The following is a 15825-nucleotide window of genomic DNA, read 5'->3' on the forward strand; positions in this document are numbered from 1 at the left end:
GCTATACCCGTAGTGCAGACAGTGGCAGTCTGTATGTAAGAATTCTTTGATTTTATTAATACTTACAGTCTATAAAATAGCACACCCCGGCTTTCAGCTTCTGGGGTGTGCTTTCATATAAACATCTCTCATTTTTATGGTATCCAGTCCCAGATACATCTGGGTGGAAGAAATATCAGAATGGCCAAGCATTTCCTGTACACTTTTTATGTCTGCCCCATTCTGCAGCATATGGACTGCAAATGAATGTCGAAGTGTATGGGGCGTAATATCTCTGTGGATTCCCGCATTCTCTGCATATCCTTTCAGGATCTTCCAGAATCCCTGCCTGCTCATTGGCTTTCCGGAACAATTTGTAAAAAGAGCGTTTTCTCCTTGATTCTTTACAAAAAAATCTCTTGCCTCATCCATATATTTCTGTAGCATATCACGGCTGACATTTCCAATGGGAATCACACGTTCCTTTCCATTGTCATGGCAGATCACATATCCAAAACTTAAATTCACATCCTCTGTTTTAAGGGTCAGCAGTTCACTGACACGCATCCCGGTAGCATAAAGAAGCTCCATCATCGCTTTATCTCTGATGCCCTTGCCGGTTCGGAGATCAGGCTGGCGCAGAAGCCTGTCTACTTCCTGTACAGTCAGAATTTCCGGCATTTTCTTTTCTATTCTGGGTGCTCTTAAATTTTCAGAAGGATCCCCGGAAACCACACCTTTTTTAAACAGATAATGAAACAGGGCTCTGATGGATGCAATATTTCTGGATATGGTAGAAGCAGCAAAATCCGCTTTTCTCATTTCACCGATATACCCCTTCAGGTCCGATTCTGTTACTTCATCTGCATAGAGGATTCCCTTTTTTTCAAAATATGCAGCCATTTTTTTCAGATCACGCTGATAGGAAACCTCAGTATTTCCAGATGTATTTTTTTCATTGTGAAGATATTCAATAAAATCATTGATAAACTTTTCCATTTTTATTTCCGCCGTCCATTCCGATTTTGAATTACCGTTCATCAAGCCTCGATCATAAGTCGTGTATCATACATTATACACTGGTTTTTCTTAAAATCAAAGCACTTTTCATACTTCTCTTCCGTTTCAGAAAAGGTCCAGACTCTTCATCAGAACCTCCATCACCGGAGGATTGCACCATGTTTCCAGCAAAACACCACCCAGGAATACCACTGTGCATAAAAAAACACGAAGTGCATAGACAGATACTTCTCCGGATATCAGCCCACGACTCTTCCAGATTTCCAGCGACTGCCGGTATACCAGCCACATCAGCCAGAAAAAACAGGGAAAATATAAAAGATACTGAGGAAACATAGCTCCCAATCCTACAATCCCACCCTGAAGTCCAAACTGAAGAATTGACATGGTAAGAAGAAGCCCGGTACGGACACCCATATACAAAATCCCCATCACAGCCAAAGGCGCTCCAAATACAGACACTCCACAAAGGGCTGAAATCAGAAATACATTTCCCCTCATTTTAAGTACCTGCCAAAAATATTCGCTCTTATCAAGACTGCTATCAGCAAAAGCTGCCAGCAGATACAGAGAAGCCGCTGTTTTCTGATGCCATTCATATTTCCACATTACATTTGGAATGATCACTCCCATAAAAAAGCCAAAAAAGAAAAGCCAGTATACAGGAAGTCTTCCCCTTCTGTACAATTCCAGTCTTTTTTTCATATCCTCACCCTGTACCAGTTTACGGGACTGGTGTCCAAAATATGTCTGTTCCTTTCACGCGCCTCTCTTCCCACGCAAAAAGCCGTGTGAAATTTCTTTCACACGGCTTATATACTTCATTTAATGAACAATGGTGCATGACCTGTCAGAATTATTTCGCGTAGTCTACTGCTCTGCTCTCACGAATCACATTGACTTTAATCTGTCCCGGATATTCCAGTTCAGCTTCAATCTGTTTCGCAATATCTCTTGCCAGCAGAACCATATCTGCATCTGTTACATGCTCTGGCACTACCATTACGCGAATCTCTCTGCCCGCCTGAATAGCAAAGGACTTGTCTACTCCCTTGAATTCATTGGTGATATCCTCCAGCTGTTTCAGTCTGTTGGTATAGGTTTCCAGTGTTTCTCTTCTTGCGCCCGGCCTTGCCGCAGAAATTGCGTCAGCAGCCTGTACAATACATGCAACAAGAGATTCCGGCTCTACATCACCATGATGGGATGCAACTGTATTGATCACGACAGCAGATTCTTTATACTTCTTACAAAGATCCACTCCAATCTGAATATGAGATCCTTCCACCTCATGATCAATGGATTTTCCAATATCATGAAGAAGTCCGGCTCTCTTGGCCATACGGACATCCACGCCGATTTCACCTGCCAGGATTCCGGAAAGCTGTGCAACCTCAATGGAATGTTTCAATGCATTCTGTCCATAACTGGAACGGAATTTCATTCGTCCAAGAAGCTTCAGAAGCTCTGGATGGATTCCATGTACTCCTACGTCCATGGCTGCATTTTCGCCGTCTTCGCGAATCTGCACTTCCACTTCTTTCTGAGCCTTTTCCACCATCTCTTCGATTCTTGCCGGATGAATACGACCGTCAACAATCAGCTTTTCAAGAGCAACTCTTGCCACTTCTCTTCGGATCGGATCAAATGCAGAAAGAACAACAGCCTCAGGAGTATCATCGATAATCAGATCAACACCTGTCAGTGTTTCCAAAGTACGGATATTTCGTCCTTCACGTCCGATAATCCTGCCCTTCATTTCATCGCTTGGAAGCTGTACTACAGAGATTGTTGTCTCTGATACATGATCCACAGCACATTTCTGAATGGCATTTACCACATATTCCTTGGCTTTCTTGCCTGCTTCTTCCTTGGCGCGGTTTTCAAGCTCCTTATAGAGTCTTGCCACATCCACTTTTACATCGTCTTCTACAGTTTTCAGTAACTCGTCTTTTGCCTGTTCGGAGGTCAGACCGGAAATTCTTTCCAGTTCCTGTACTCCCTTCTGTTCAAGCTCTTCTACTTTCTTTTCTCTTTTTTGCAGTTCAGCAGCTTTTGCTGTGCATTCAGTCTCACGCTTTTCTACGATATCCGCTTTTTTATCTACGGATTCTTCCTTGGATAAAACACGTCTCTCGTATTTTTGCAGCTCATTTCTGCGTTCCTTGGTTTCTTTCTCCAGTTCATTTTTTGTACGGAGAGATTCTTCCTTCACTTCCAATAAAGCTTCTCTTTTTTTTGTTTCAGCAGTTTTTAAAGCTTCATCTATGATGCTTCTTGCTCTGTCTTCTGCTGTGCCGACAACCTCGGCGTCCTTTTTTGCCTTATTTTCGACAGCAAGCTTGCAAGTAAGAGGAACCGCAATAAGCAGTGCGACCACTACAGCGACAATTACACTTATGATGATAGTTGTCACAGGAGCACCTCCTTATTTAGTTTTCATTGTACAAATACAACAATACAAGTTTATCTGTTTTTGAGAAATCTGTCAAGTTTTTCTACCTATTTGTTGCCATAATTTTTATGAAAACTGATTTCCATTTCCTCCAAAACAGAGGAAATTTCTCCTGACCGGAACCCCCGCCTTGCCAGATACCCGTACAGACGGCGCATCTCCTTCTCGTCCAACTCTGTACCCGGACTATATCTTTTCTCTATGGTTCGCCTCAGTATCATCCTTTCGTCAGGTTCTTCAAGGTGACACGCCTGCTCCCACGCTTCGGAAGCCGTTTCTCTGTCAATTCCTTTTGCATAAAGCTCCTGAAAGATCTTCTGCCTGCTTTTTTCATGGATACGGTATGTAATATAATTTAATGCATATCTGCTGTCATTAATATATCCATAGCTTTTTACATAAGCCACTGCATCCAGGACCGCCTGCTCGGAAAACCCTGCCTGCAAAAGTCGGTCGCTGAGTCCCTTTTCTGTCCGGTCCATGCGTTCCAGAAGCTTCATGGCTTTTTTTCGCGCCTGTCTCTGCTCTTCCTGAATTTCCATCATCATTCTGTCTTATCAGATCTCATCAGATTCCGCCGGGGAAGCACTTTCTTTGTCTGCTCCTGCAGTTTCCGCCTCTCCTTCTTCTCCCGGAAGAAGATGGTAATGGATCCTTACCTTTTTTTCTATTTCTTCACATATTTCCGGATGTTCTTTAAGAAATACCTTCACATTCTCACGTCCCTGACCGATCTTTTCTCCCTGATAGGAATACCATGCGCCGCTTTTATTTACCACAGAACACTCTGCCGCCAGGTCAAGAATCTCTCCCTCTCTGGAAATTCCGGTTCCGAACATAATATCAAACTCTGCCTGTTTAAACGGCGGAGCAACCTTATTTTTAACTACTTTTACCTTAGTATGGTTTCCCACCATCTCACCGCTCTGTTTCAGAGTTTCTCCTCTTCTGACATCAAGACGCACAGATGCATAGAATTTCAGCGCCCGGCCACCTGTTGTTGTTTCAGGATTTCCAAACATTACTCCTACTTTCTCACGGAGCTGGTTGATAAAGATAACCACACAGTTGGATCTGCTGATCACAGCAGTCAGCTTACGGAGAGCCTGTGACATCAGACGTGCATGAAGACCCACATGGCTGTCCCCCATCTCTCCCTCGATCTCCGCCTTCGGAACAAGGGCTGCTACAGAGTCCACGATCACAATATCCAGAGCGCCGGAACGCACCATAGTTTCCGTGATCTCCAGAGCCTGTTCTCCATTATCCGGCTGAGAAATATAAAGATTGTCAATATCTACGCCGATATTTTTGGCATAGACAGGGTCGAGAGCATGCTCCGCATCAATAAATCCTGCAATTCCGCCACGCTTCTGAACCTCTGCTACCATGTGCAGGGCAACAGTTGTTTTACCACTGGATTCCGGTCCGTAGATCTCCACAATACGTCCCTTGGGCACACCGCCCACTCCAAGAGCAATATCAAGCCCCAGAGAGCCGGTAGGAATCGTCTCCACCTGCATATGGGCACCGGATTCTCCCAGTTTCATAACAGAGCCTTTTCCGTACTGTTTTTCAATATGTGTAAGCGCTGATTCCAGCGCCTTCTGCTTCTCTTCATTTACCATGATCCCACTTCTCCTTATCATTGTTCTTCATTAATTCAGCAAACTTATGTTCGTTTTTATATGTATATGCTATTATAATTTCTTCTTATTGTCAAGTAAAAGTTTTCGACAAAAAAAGCACAGATCCTTCTGTTTAAAGAACCTGTACTCCTTTTTTATTTTCTTCCGGCTCTTACAGTTGTCATCCCAAGCATGACAAGCCCTGCCGCCATCACAAAGAGACTGATAAACTGGGATGTGGACAGAACTCCCACACTTCCTCTGATCAGATCTCCTCTGAAAAATTCCAGCACAAACCGCCCTGCACTGTAAAAAATCATATAGCAGGCAGCTACCTGTCCGTCTGCTTTTTTGTTCCGGGCAATCCATAACAGAATCCCAAAATGTACAAAGTCAAGTACGCTGGAATAAATCTGGGTGGGAACCAAAGCCACTCCGTTAGGGGCAAAATCAGAATCATGAAAAGTAATGGACGGCCATCCGGAAGTCTCTTTTCCGTAACAGCAGCCTGCCAGAAGGCAGCCGATCCTTCCAAATCCCTGAGCCAGAGCCACAGAGGGGATCAGAAGATCAAAATATTTCAGGAAATTCAGTTTTGTTATCCTGCTGTACAGCCAGCCTGCGATAATTCCTCCTATAATTCCTCCATAAACAACAAATCCGTCTGTCATTGTTCTTAAAATGAATCCCGGATCCTCTGCAATTTCCTTCCATTCTGTGATCCAGAACAGAATCTTGGCCCCCAGAAGTCCTCCCAGCAGACACCATGCTACCAGAAAAAATATCTGATCTGTATCTGCACGGTATTTTTTTGCCCGGTACTCTGCCGTCAACCATGCCGCCAGCACGCCCACTGCAATCATAAAACCATAGCCATATACCGTTAAAGGTCCAATGGTAAAAAGTTCATTTTTCATGGGAATCCCTCCAGTCTCTCCATACGTTCAGCAGCATCCCGTTTACCCTGTCATTACAGGTTCCGTTTTCTCCGGCATCACATTCTCCGCATACATCCATTCCTGCCGGCTCCTGTCGGCTGCACACAGCCCTGAGAATATTTTCCAGCTCCTCTGCCGTCATATCTCCCTGACTCCATGCAGTCACAGCATCTCCGGGACGAAGCACATCCTTATCCACAGAAATATAAAGGGGAAACTCACCGGAAATCTCTTCAAAAAAATTTTTCTTTTCCGGTTCCGTCATCTCTCGCAGATCTTCCCTGGAAAGAAAACGGACCTTTTTTCTGCTCTCTTTCTCCGTCTGTTCATAGGCCTCTCTGTCCGGCCCTACAAGGATCAATTCCTGCAGAAACGGAAGAAGCTTTAAAGCCTCTGCCGCCCATCCTCCACAGGACAGAAGCCCTCCAAACGCAGGTGGCTGCATATCCGTATGATTGTCAAATACCAGCAGACGAAACGGCGCCTGTACTTTTTTCAGCCAGAGCAGGCTCATATAATGATAGTTCCCGGAATCCACAAAATGAATGCCTTTTACCGACAGATCTTCAATTTTCTTTTCCAGTATTTCCTGAGCTTCCCCGTCACAGTAGCAGCTGCATCCGGAAAGTCCCTGCACATCCACCCAGGAAATGTTTTCTCCCCTGTAAAATTCCTGCTCTTTGTAAACTCCGGTAAAATCCATTAAAACTATTTCATTCTTTTCTGTCATAGAATCTTTCCTGTTGTACAACATATCTGAAACAATGAAAAAAGCTGCCGTACCTGACAGGAACAGCACTTCTCTGAACCAGTTCAATACCGCAGCTCTTTTATAATTATTTTATTGCGTTTTTATTCAGGCTTTGTCAATAGAACCAAAAAGTTCCATTTTTTCTTTTACAGTTGCCTTGATTGCTTCGAATCCCGGAGCAAGAAGTTTACGCGGGTCAAATCCTTTGCCCTGCTGATCTTTGCCCTCTTCGATGTATTTACGTGTAGCCTCTGCGAAAGCAATCTGACACTCTGTATTTACGTTAATCTTGGATACGCCAAGGTCAATAGCTTTTTTGATCATGTCAGCCGGGATTCCTGTGCCGCCGTGAAGTACCAGTGGCATATCTCCTGTAAGCTGCTGAATTGCATCCAGAGTTTCAAAGCTTAATCCAGCCCAGTTTTCCGGATATTTTCCGTGAATGTTTCCGATACCTGCTGCCAGGAAATCGATTCCCAGGTCTGCAACCATCTTACATTCCTTCGGATCTGCGCACTCGCCCATACCTACAACGCCGTCTTCCTCACCGCCGATGGAACCAACTTCTGCCTCAAGAGACATTCCGTGTTCAGCAACGATCTTAACAAGTTCTTTTGTTTTTTCAACGTTCTCTTCGATCGGATAGTGGGAACCATCAAACATAATGGAAGTAAATCCTGCCTCTACACATTTCAGGCATCCTTCGTAGCTACCATGATCCAGGTGAAGAGCAACCGGAACAGTAATGTTCAGTTCTTCGATCATTCCTTTTACCATACCAACAACAGTTTTATAGCCTGCCATATATTTTCCGGCACCTTCGGAAACACCAAGAATAACCGGAGAGTTATTCTCCTGAGCTGTTAAAAGGATTGCCTTTGTCCACTCAAGGTTATTGATATTGAACTGTCCTACTGCATAATGGCCTTCTTTAGCTTTTTTCAGCATTTCTGACGCGTTTACTAACATGATAATTCCTCCTAATCTTTTGCGGGAACAGACATACATCTCTCCCGAAATATAATCTTAGTTTACCAGATTCATTTCATTTCGTCTACTGTTTTGTTCAAAATTCACGGCCCGGCGTTACTGCCCGCTCCGTTCCCGGTGCATAGAAGCAATTAGGATCCGGTACATCTGTGGTATTCACCTGTGAACTTTTCCAGAAGAGCATCCGTTTTTTCTTTTTCAACGGTAATTCCCGGTTTTGCCGCAAAAATCCTAAGGGTTTCTGCCACCTCACTCATAAGCTCATCATCCGCCCCCAGTTCTCTGGCCTGATTTTTATACTCTTCCTCTGTCCGCACACTGTGCAGCGCCAGCAGACAGGTTTTCAGGGCTTCTCTCTCTCCGCCTGACTCCCATTCTTTTCTGAAATACTCCAGCGCTTTTTCCATCTGAAAAAGATAGCTGAAGGCACAGCCCAGATTGTGGCATACTTTTGCAGTAAGCCCCTGTCCGTATTCTTCAAGATCATTTTCCTCAAGAAGTTTCTGATAAACCTGAATAGCGTGAACATACATGCCATTCTCCATCAGAACATCGCCTTTTTGTTTTTCTCTTACCTGGCGGGATTCTCTGTCCAGCTTCTGTATCCTGGAATTCAGAACCTTCAGTTCCTCATAGGTAAGATAATTGATCTCCTTAAAAACAGGATAAAGAACATCTTCCAGACTGGAAAATTTTCCAAGACCGGCTTTCAGCCTGGCAGCAAGTCTCGGAAGGTTCAGTTCATCCTGAATCCAGACACACAGCCTTTCATTCATCACAGTTTCATCAACCAGATAAAGATTGTGAAAAAGATAATAGCACAGCTCTTCCAGCGTGTAGATATTTGTGCTGATATTCTCAATAAAATACGGAGAATCCGCAGTTTTTGTCTGACATAAAATATATCCGCTCAATGACTCTCCTCCTTTACCACTGTACGATTTCTTCCCATTCCTTTCCACTGGAAGGGAACATTTCTCCGAAGCCAAGATCCTTTACCGTAATCCTGCATTCTTTTCTGGATATATACTGAAGCTTTAATAAAAGTCTGGTCGTTTTGTTCGGACGCTTCGGAAGTCCTGTCAAAAGCATTCCCATTCTCTTTTTTTCTGTTTCTCCCATGGTTCCCACCACAAAAACAAGCTCCTCGGTATTGTCCAGGATCAGTTCACAGCATGCCCTGCTTTCATACCAGTTATTTCCAGCCTCCAGAAGAGGATAATAGGCAGGCGCCCCCATGACCCGCATCTCCATTCCCACGTCTTTGAGAACAAGGGAGCTTCCCAGATAACGGTAACCTTTCAATCTTTTATTGATCAGTTTTTCCGCTCCTGAGCCGCAGGCTCCTGCTGCAAAGAGATTATTTCCAAAAAATACCTTTCGTTTCTGATAGCAGAGCAGCTTAACAGATTTTACAGCCCACTCCTGGTCAAAGCCTTCACCATTGATCTGGATACTGGAATAAAGATCTGTACCAAGAGTTTCTTTTACGAATTTGTAAAAATCCTCATCTCTTTCCTGAGCAGGCTCTCTGAGTTTTGCTTCTACAGGATTTTCCAGCCGTACAAATACAGGTCTGGTTCCCGAACTCATAACAAGCTTACGAAAAACAACTTTGTCCTTGCTGAAGCTGTACCATCCCACACTTCTGTTCCAGGTTTCCACCTTCTGAGTCAGCACATAATAATAAAAGCTCTCCTCATAGTCCAGAAGACTGAACTGTTCCTCCGAAAGTCCCAGAAATTCTGCTGCCTTCTGAAGATTTTCCACCTGAATGGAATCCATGGTTTCCATAGTTACTGTCAGAGACTTTATATTTTTCTCCACTTCCGCAACTCCCGGAAATTTCAACATTCCACTGAGAAAAAGTCCCAGAACCTCCCAGGGCTCTCTGTCCTCACCGGCCACGTGGACTTTTTCCCGGCTCATGGATACTGCATAAAGATCATCCAGCAAAAATCCACCCTTTTCTCTGGCAAAATATTCTGCTTCCAGACCGATACAGTATTCTTCCTGATCAGTGTCCGTCCGTCTGCACAGACAGGTAGGGGTTTCATAAAGACTGCTTCCCACCTTTACAGGAAGGGAACGCGCCTCCTCCGCTTTCCGGTCGTAGTAACAGATCTGTGAGTATTTTTTCCCAAAATCAATCCCAATGATCAAATCACGTGTTTCATTCATTTTTCCTGTTCCTTTTCTATGGCAAACATTTCCTTCACATACTGTTCCTGACGCAGATAACGCTTCAGTCCTTTTTCAACTTCCCGGACTTTTCCAAGTCTTCTGGCAGAAAGAAGCTGGTTCAGAAGCTGATATTTGCTGCCCGGAATCCCCTCTATCTTTTTCATGGTAACAGTCCGCTCTACAGTTTCCTTTACCTCTCCGTTTCTTTCAATGCGAAAATAATAATGCAGTGTTTCTCCGTAAAACAGCGTAAATGTTTTTGTAAAAATACCCTCATACACTTCTTTTAGCGGCTCGCTTTTATATTCCCGTTCTCCTCCAAGTCCTGCGTCAAGCGCATACTGAAGAGTTACTTTTGCCTCCGGATGGGCATGACATTCCACAAAAGTTTTATCATCCAGCTGCCACAGACTGAGAAGTTCCGCAGGCAGCCTCCTGAAAAATCCAAATACCAGATGATCTCTGGCACATTCTTCCAGAATTTCTTCCGCCATCCTGCGATGTTTTGTTTTCATATGTTTTTCTTTTGAAAGATCCATCAGAAGCGCAAGTCTGCACACCCGGTTCACCGGCCAGTGATTTTCCCATGCATATTCCAGGCGCTGTCTGATAAATCGTGTCATGGGGTATTCTTTTACAAAGATCCCATAAGCCACCTGGGTAAGATAAGCCCCTGTGATCTGCTCCTTGCCTGACTGTTTGACATAGGATTCCAGAACACTCTCTCCCTCTTTGCGGTAGTCTGATGTGAACATAAGAAGAGAAAGAATTCTTTCTTCCAGATCATAGGTGTCCATCTCAAAGCCTTTTGCACTTTTCCAGATAGAAAGAAGCTCGTCAACCGGACCAAAACGATAAAGCATCAGATAGTGAAGGATCACTTCATCATATTTTCCCTGTCGGTATACTTCTGATGCCAGAGAAAGCAGTTCGTCATCCTCTGCCATATCCGCTTTTAATATCATCCTGCTTGTAAGTTTGAGAAGGCTGCCAAGCTCCAGACCTTCATAGCCAAACTCCTCTACAAGTCCCATGGCCTGGCGAAACATCCTTCTGGAAATCAGTATTTCCAGAAGCTTTGCACAGTCTACCTCTGCATATTCCCGGTAATCCATTTCATGCAGATACCGGTCAAGCTCCTCTCCCTGAATATGTTCTGCATAATAATCAAGAAGCTGTTTTCTGATACTTTTTCTGTACTCATCTGTACATGCAGGAGAATCTGACAATTTCTGGAAATATTCCAGATTCTCTGAGCACATTTCTTCCTTTTCACAATAGTAAAGAAGAACTCCCGGATCCGATGCCCCCAGCTTCAGGAAACTGGGAACAGCCGCACTGTCGTCTGTGAGTTTTTTCAGATTATAATGCACCGTTGACATATACCGCCTCTGGTTTTCATCCTCAAACAAGATCACAGCATCATCTGTGTAAATCCTCGGGTATGCCACGCCCTGTATACATGGGTAAACCTCTTCATTTTTCATCTGACTGTGGCAGACGATCACTCTGCGGATCTTTTTATCATCACAGTAAAGACGGTAGGTAAACAACTTTCCGGCTGTCAGTTCCGCCTCTTCTTTTGTCCGTGGATCCAGCAGAAATTCCTGATAAACAACCGCATAGTTTTCATCCATCTGCCCTTCTGCGATTTTCACCCGGGCAAACTTTTCCATGGTATCCCGGTAACTTTCATAAACCTGCGGTTCCTTCTCTTTGCAGGTGATTACGCTTGCATAAACAAAAGCCTTCCGGCTGTCGCCAAGGGTATTGTCATTATAATTAAAATACATCAGAAGAGGCTTTGGCAGCTCTCTCTGATAAGAAATATCCATAGTTTCCACATAATATTCATACAGCCTTGTAAGCCGCAGCCCCTGCTGGACTGCCAGCGAAAACCAACGGAAATATTCCTGCTTACGAGGGTTTCCCTTCATAACATATTTGCAGACTGCCTCCAGAACATCCCCGGAAGGAAATTTTTCATAGCCCGCCACAAGAGCCTGATACAGACTTCCGGAAAAATTCTTCTCATATCCGGACAAATAAGCCATTCGCATAACCAGCTCTTCTGTAAGCAATCCTCTTTTGCCTGCAAAACAGAACACCTGGATCCAGAATGGACTAAGCCTGTGAAAAAGTGTAATGTCTTCACTGATCCACTTCCAGGCCTCCATATACAGAAGAGGACTTGTACAGCCTCTTTCAAACTGCTCTTCCATCATGAAGATTCCTTCCGATGGAAGATTTTTATAGCCGCCGTCCATCTGAAGAAGAATCCATAGTAGCTGGAAACTGTCTGATTTCTGCATATGAAGATTCTGGATCCGCCACACTGCCTGAGCCTTATCTTTATAAAGCCCTGTAAGAGTACAAAGATAAAGATAAACGCCGGCAAGCTCCAGTTCATCTCCTGAAAATTCCTTATTCTGATACTTTTTAAGAATTTCTGTCGCCTCTTCATCCCGACCTTCCAGATGACAGATATATGCCTCATACATCTGATATTCCGGATAATCACAGCCGGAAGCACGAAGCTGGTTCAGAATAAAACGGGTACTTCCGATCCAGGTTTTAAAATCCATTCTGCCTTCCCGGTACTCCAAATAGTCTTTTACCATGGAAGCTCTGTGTTTTTTTTCTTCAGCCCTTACATCTGCCCGGATCCTTGGTCCTCTGGATGCCATAATCTCATAAACCAGCTTCTGATACGGACTTCTCACAATGATCCTGCCAGTCTGATTTCCGTCTTTCAGCCTGTCCGCATGGATTACATATTCAATACGGCACGTGCTTCCGATAAATTCTTCCTGAGTGATCACCCTGCGCTCCACTTCCAGAAAATCGCCATGAGGTTCTATGTCCAGACGCAGATGTCCCCAGCCGCTTTTTTGTATATCAAAGGATTCCTGAACTGATTCCTTTATCTCATAAAATTCATTTCTGACTGTTTTCATGGAAACGGATACCGGCTCCTTTTCCTTTAAGCCCACAAAAAATTCTTCCAGATTCTGATAGGTGACAGGCTGATGAGAAAGCCCTGCATACAGAGCTTTTTGTCTGTTATCTGCCTTTTCCATCATTTCCGGAAAACATTTATCATTAAAAAGGCGATATGCTTCCCGGAAATCTTTTTTTGCAATTTCCCGGAAGGCTTCCATATTTTTTATTTCTCTCTGTGTATTGCTGAGGCTGTCCTTTTCTGCATGGATTTCAAAAGGAATTTTGTATTCTCCTACACTGGAGGCTATACACAGCCATCCGCTGCACTGTTCTCCCGGCTTCATTCCGGTTCCGTCCACTCCATAGGGTATGCAGATGGTCGTACCGGAAAATCTGCTGCTTCCGGGAACAAACCTGCGGCTGGACGACGTAACATAGCCCTGGATCTTCTCATTTTCCTCTGTACCAAGATAAAGTTCTCCCCTGACAGTCTTTCCTGCCTCCAGGGAAATCTCCAACCGTTCCTGAGAAAAAAGAAGAGGCGGCTGCCCGTATCTGAATTTTCCACTCAGTAATTGTTCAATCTTTCTCTTCAATATGGTTCACCTTTTTTTCCTTTTATCTATAATGCGTTTATATATATCGCTCAAAAATGAATGCTCGCTTCGCGTTTTCAACTCGATAAAATACTTTGTATTTTCTCTCCGGAATCTATCTGCTTCGATTCACGATTCCGTCGATGACATATCGGTAAAAATGAATACTCGCTCCGCTCGTGCTCATTTTTCTTCCGATATGTCACATTATACACTACTATGGGAACAGGCGCAAGAAAGTATCAAACTCTCCTGCGCCTGGCATTTTCCTTTGTGTGTAATTATGAAACTCCTATACTATATTAAAAATGATACTTCTGAATTCAGCTGAAGTTATAGTAATCTTGATTTTCCTAATCATCGACATTGATTTACATCCCACTGTTCACTACCTCTTCTCTCAGGGGGATAGAGTCAGTTGCACCCGGTCTGGAAACAGCAATAGCGGAAGCCTTAGCCGCAAGCTGAAGTCCCTCCTGAACCGGCATTCCATTGATAATAGAAGAAATGAAATATCCTGTAAACGTATCTCCTGCCGCAGTGGTATCCACAGCTTTTACCTTATAAATACCCTGGCGATAAATCCCTGTTTCATCCTGATAAACAGATCCATCTCCCCCAAGAGTAAGCACGATTGCCGCTTTTGGGTACAGTTCTCTGATTTTTGCCAGAATCTTCTCAGTCTCTTTTTCTCCTGTAATCTGAAATCCCTCAATTTCATTTACCAGAAACAGACCTACTTTTGTAAGATCACACACTTCCAGCGCTTTATCATAGGGAGATGGATTCAAGATAATCATCATCCCTTTTTCATAAGCCTGATCAATAATATAATCCAACTCATTGATCTCATTCTGTAAAAGAAGAATATCTCCTTTTTCAAAAGCTGAAAGAACTTCATCCACAAACTCTCTGGTAATTCTGCGGTTGGATCCGCCAAAAAGAAGAATACAATTCTGCCCGTCTTTATCTACCTGAATCACAGTATGTCCGCTGGGTTCCTGGATTTTCCTGATAAAATCTGTATTTACCCCATTTTTCCTGCAGGTTTCCAAAAGAATATCCCCTTCTTCTCCAATCATTCCAGCATGGAATACAGAAATTCCGGCTTTTGCCAAAGCAATAGACTGGTTCAGGCCTTTACCGCCACAAAATATCTTCCTGTCCTTTGACGCCTGGGTTTCCCCTGGTATCAAAATAGACTCTACCTGATAAACATAATCAAGATTTAAAGAACCAAAGTTTAGAACTTTCATGATATGCCCTCCTTTTATACAGAAAATGCAGCACCCACTCTTAGTATAAGATTGAAATATAATGTCAATCTCCCCAGACTCCTTTTCTTATAGTATAACTTTGGTTTTTTGCGCAGTCAAGAACCGTATATCGTATTAATTCTTCAATTTATCACAACATTTGTAAACCTTATGCAAAGCAGTCCCACCGTATCTTCATATCCATTTCGTCTATCCCCTGTTTCTTTTCGTTGGAAAAGCACGAAAAGCCTGTCCTGCGCATAAGCTGTAAATAAATCCCCTTTGAGGTGAAGACTTGAAGACCTTTTTAAAACCTTTGACATCTGCCGAGGAAAAGTTATATCTTCAGCGTTACCGGGAGGGTGATTTGGAAGCAAAAAATATCCTGATCGAGCATAATCTCCGCCTTGTAGCCCACGTAGTAAAAAAATATCAGGGTTCCGGTGAAGATCCTGAAGACCTTATCTCCATCGGAACCATTGGTCTGATAAAGGCGATCAGCACCTTTGATGCGGAAAAATCCACGCGTCTTTCCACCTATGCGGCGCGCTGCATTGATAATGAGCTTCTGATGATGCTCCGTTCCAGAAAAAAACGTTCCCGGGAAATTTTTCTGTACGACCCCATTGGAACAGACAGAGAAGGAAATGAGATCAGTCTTCTGGATATCATTGAGAGTCCTCCTATAGACATTGTGGAGCAATATGCCACACGACAGGATATCCATCATCTTATCACTTCCCTAAAAACTGCTCTAACTCCCAGAGAATACCAGGTCATCTGCCTTCGCTACGGTTTGTTCGGAGCTTCTGAGGAAACTCAGAAAACGATTGCACAGAAGCTTTCTATCAGCCGTTCCTATGTTTCCCGCATTGAAAAAAACGCCCTCAAAAAACTCCGCTGTCTTTTTGACGAGAAACCGGAAAATCGCAGTTGAATCTCTGTACAACGCCCGACATTTCCCGGCTTTCTCCGGTGAAGGTATCAATCGTTATCCTATCGCACCATAAAAAATACAGGAACCGCCTGATTTTGGCTGTTCCTGTATTTTTTGTTGGTATTTTATCTGTCTTTTCTTATGGAAT

13 protein-coding genes are annotated in these 15825 nt (G+C 43.6%); 1 reads left to right on the top strand and 12 read right to left on the bottom strand.

The genetic code is table 11. The features are described from left to right. Positions 1-93: 93 nt before the first annotated feature. The 12 genes from xerD to LU279_RS10395 form a co-directional block, all read right to left on the bottom strand. Positions 94-978, bottom strand: coding sequence for a site-specific tyrosine recombinase XerD (gene xerD, locus LU279_RS10340; RefSeq protein WP_274422433.1), 885 nt, complete (start codon positions 976-978; stop codon positions 94-96). A gap of 126 nt (positions 979-1104) precedes the next feature. Continuing rightward, a complete protein-coding gene (locus LU279_RS10345) occupies positions 1105-1704 on the bottom strand; it encodes a stage II sporulation protein M (protein ID WP_274422434.1) in 600 nt (199 codons plus the stop codon). Positions 1705-1855: 151 nt separating this feature from the next. Further along, the gene (rny, locus tag LU279_RS10350; RefSeq protein ID WP_390427213.1) at positions 1856-3379 is read right to left on the bottom strand and encodes a ribonuclease Y; all 1524 of its coding nucleotides are present in this window, start codon (positions 3377-3379) and stop codon (positions 1856-1858) included. 122 nt (positions 3380-3501) lie between these two features. After that, positions 3502-4002 carry a regulatory protein RecX gene (locus tag LU279_RS10355; RefSeq protein ID WP_330684647.1) on the bottom strand — a complete coding sequence of 167 codons (501 nt, stop codon included), beginning with the start codon at positions 4000-4002 and terminating at the stop codon, positions 3502-3504. Positions 4003-4011: 9 nt separating this feature from the next. Beyond that, positions 4012-5082: a recombinase RecA gene (gene recA / locus LU279_RS10360; protein ID WP_274422435.1), complete on the bottom strand. Its 1071-nt coding sequence runs from the start codon at positions 5080-5082 to the stop codon at positions 4012-4014. Between the two features lie 155 nt (positions 5083-5237). After that, the gene (locus tag LU279_RS10365) at positions 5238-5999 is read right to left on the bottom strand and encodes a prolipoprotein diacylglyceryl transferase (RefSeq protein WP_274422436.1); all 762 of its coding nucleotides are present in this window, start codon (positions 5997-5999) and stop codon (positions 5238-5240) included. Next, positions 5989-6750 (bottom strand): arginase family protein, encoded by a 762-nt coding sequence (locus LU279_RS10370; protein WP_274422437.1) that lies wholly within the window; start codon positions 6748-6750, stop codon positions 5989-5991. Before LU279_RS10370 ends, LU279_RS10365 begins: the two co-directional genes overlap by 11 nt. A gap of 126 nt (positions 6751-6876) precedes the next feature. Next, positions 6877-7740 carry a class II fructose-1,6-bisphosphate aldolase gene (gene fba / locus LU279_RS10375; RefSeq protein ID WP_274422438.1) on the bottom strand — a complete coding sequence of 288 codons (864 nt, stop codon included), beginning with the start codon at positions 7738-7740 and terminating at the stop codon, positions 6877-6879. A gap of 152 nt (positions 7741-7892) precedes the next feature. Continuing rightward, a complete protein-coding gene (locus tag LU279_RS10380; protein WP_274422439.1) occupies positions 7893-8675 on the bottom strand; it encodes a hypothetical protein in 783 nt (260 codons plus the stop codon). Between the two features lie 13 nt (positions 8676-8688). Continuing rightward, positions 8689-9942, bottom strand: coding sequence for a DUF5716 family protein (locus LU279_RS10385; RefSeq protein WP_274422440.1), 1254 nt, complete (start codon positions 9940-9942; stop codon positions 8689-8691). Beyond that, positions 9939-13484 (bottom strand): DUF5717 family protein, encoded by a 3546-nt coding sequence (locus LU279_RS10390; protein ID WP_274422441.1) that lies wholly within the window; start codon positions 13482-13484, stop codon positions 9939-9941. Before LU279_RS10390 ends, LU279_RS10385 begins: the two co-directional genes overlap by 4 nt. A 371-nt stretch (positions 13485-13855) precedes the next feature. Then, complete coding sequence (locus tag LU279_RS10395; protein ID WP_274422442.1) at positions 13856-14740, bottom strand: ribokinase; 885 nt, start codon at positions 14738-14740, stop codon at positions 13856-13858. A 295-nt stretch (positions 14741-15035) separates the two neighbouring features. Between LU279_RS10395 and sigK the strand changes: the two genes are divergently transcribed. Then, a complete protein-coding gene (sigK, locus tag LU279_RS10400; protein WP_274422443.1) occupies positions 15036-15677 on the top strand; it encodes an RNA polymerase sporulation sigma factor SigK in 642 nt (213 codons plus the stop codon). The last annotated feature ends 148 nt before the right edge of the window (positions 15678-15825 follow it).

The sequence above is a fragment of the Blautia sp. XA-2221 genome (genome assembly GCF_028767025.1).
Classification (GTDB): domain Bacteria; phylum Bacillota; class Clostridia; order Lachnospirales; family Lachnospiraceae; genus Blautia_A.

Bases quoted from the DNA above. Each gene is read 5' to 3' on its own strand.
- fba (WP_274422438.1), bottom strand. From the start codon at position 7,740: ATGTTAGTAAACGCGTCAGAAATGCTGAAAAAAGCTAAAGAAGGCCAT.
- LU279_RS10345 (WP_274422434.1), bottom strand. From the start codon at position 1,704: ATGAAAAAAAGACTGGAATTGTACAGAAGGGGAAGACTTCCTGTATAC.
- recA (WP_274422435.1), bottom strand. From the start codon at position 5,082: ATGGTAAATGAAGAGAAGCAGAAGGCGCTGGAATCAGCGCTTACACAT.
- LU279_RS10385 (WP_274422440.1), bottom strand. From the start codon at position 9,942: ATGAATGAAACACGTGATTTGATCATTGGGATTGATTTTGGGAAAAAA.
- LU279_RS10365 (WP_274422436.1), bottom strand. From the start codon at position 5,999: ATGAAAAATGAACTTTTTACCATTGGACCTTTAACGGTATATGGCTAT.
- xerD (WP_274422433.1), bottom strand. From the start codon at position 978: ATGGAAAAGTTTATCAATGATTTTATTGAATATCTTCACAATGAAAAA.
- LU279_RS10355 (WP_330684647.1), bottom strand. From the start codon at position 4,002: ATGATGATGGAAATTCAGGAAGAGCAGAGACAGGCGCGAAAAAAAGCC.
- LU279_RS10395 (WP_274422442.1), bottom strand. From the start codon at position 14,740: ATGAAAGTTCTAAACTTTGGTTCTTTAAATCTTGATTATGTTTATCAG.
- LU279_RS10370 (WP_274422437.1), bottom strand. From the start codon at position 6,750: ATGACAGAAAAGAATGAAATAGTTTTAATGGATTTTACCGGAGTTTAC.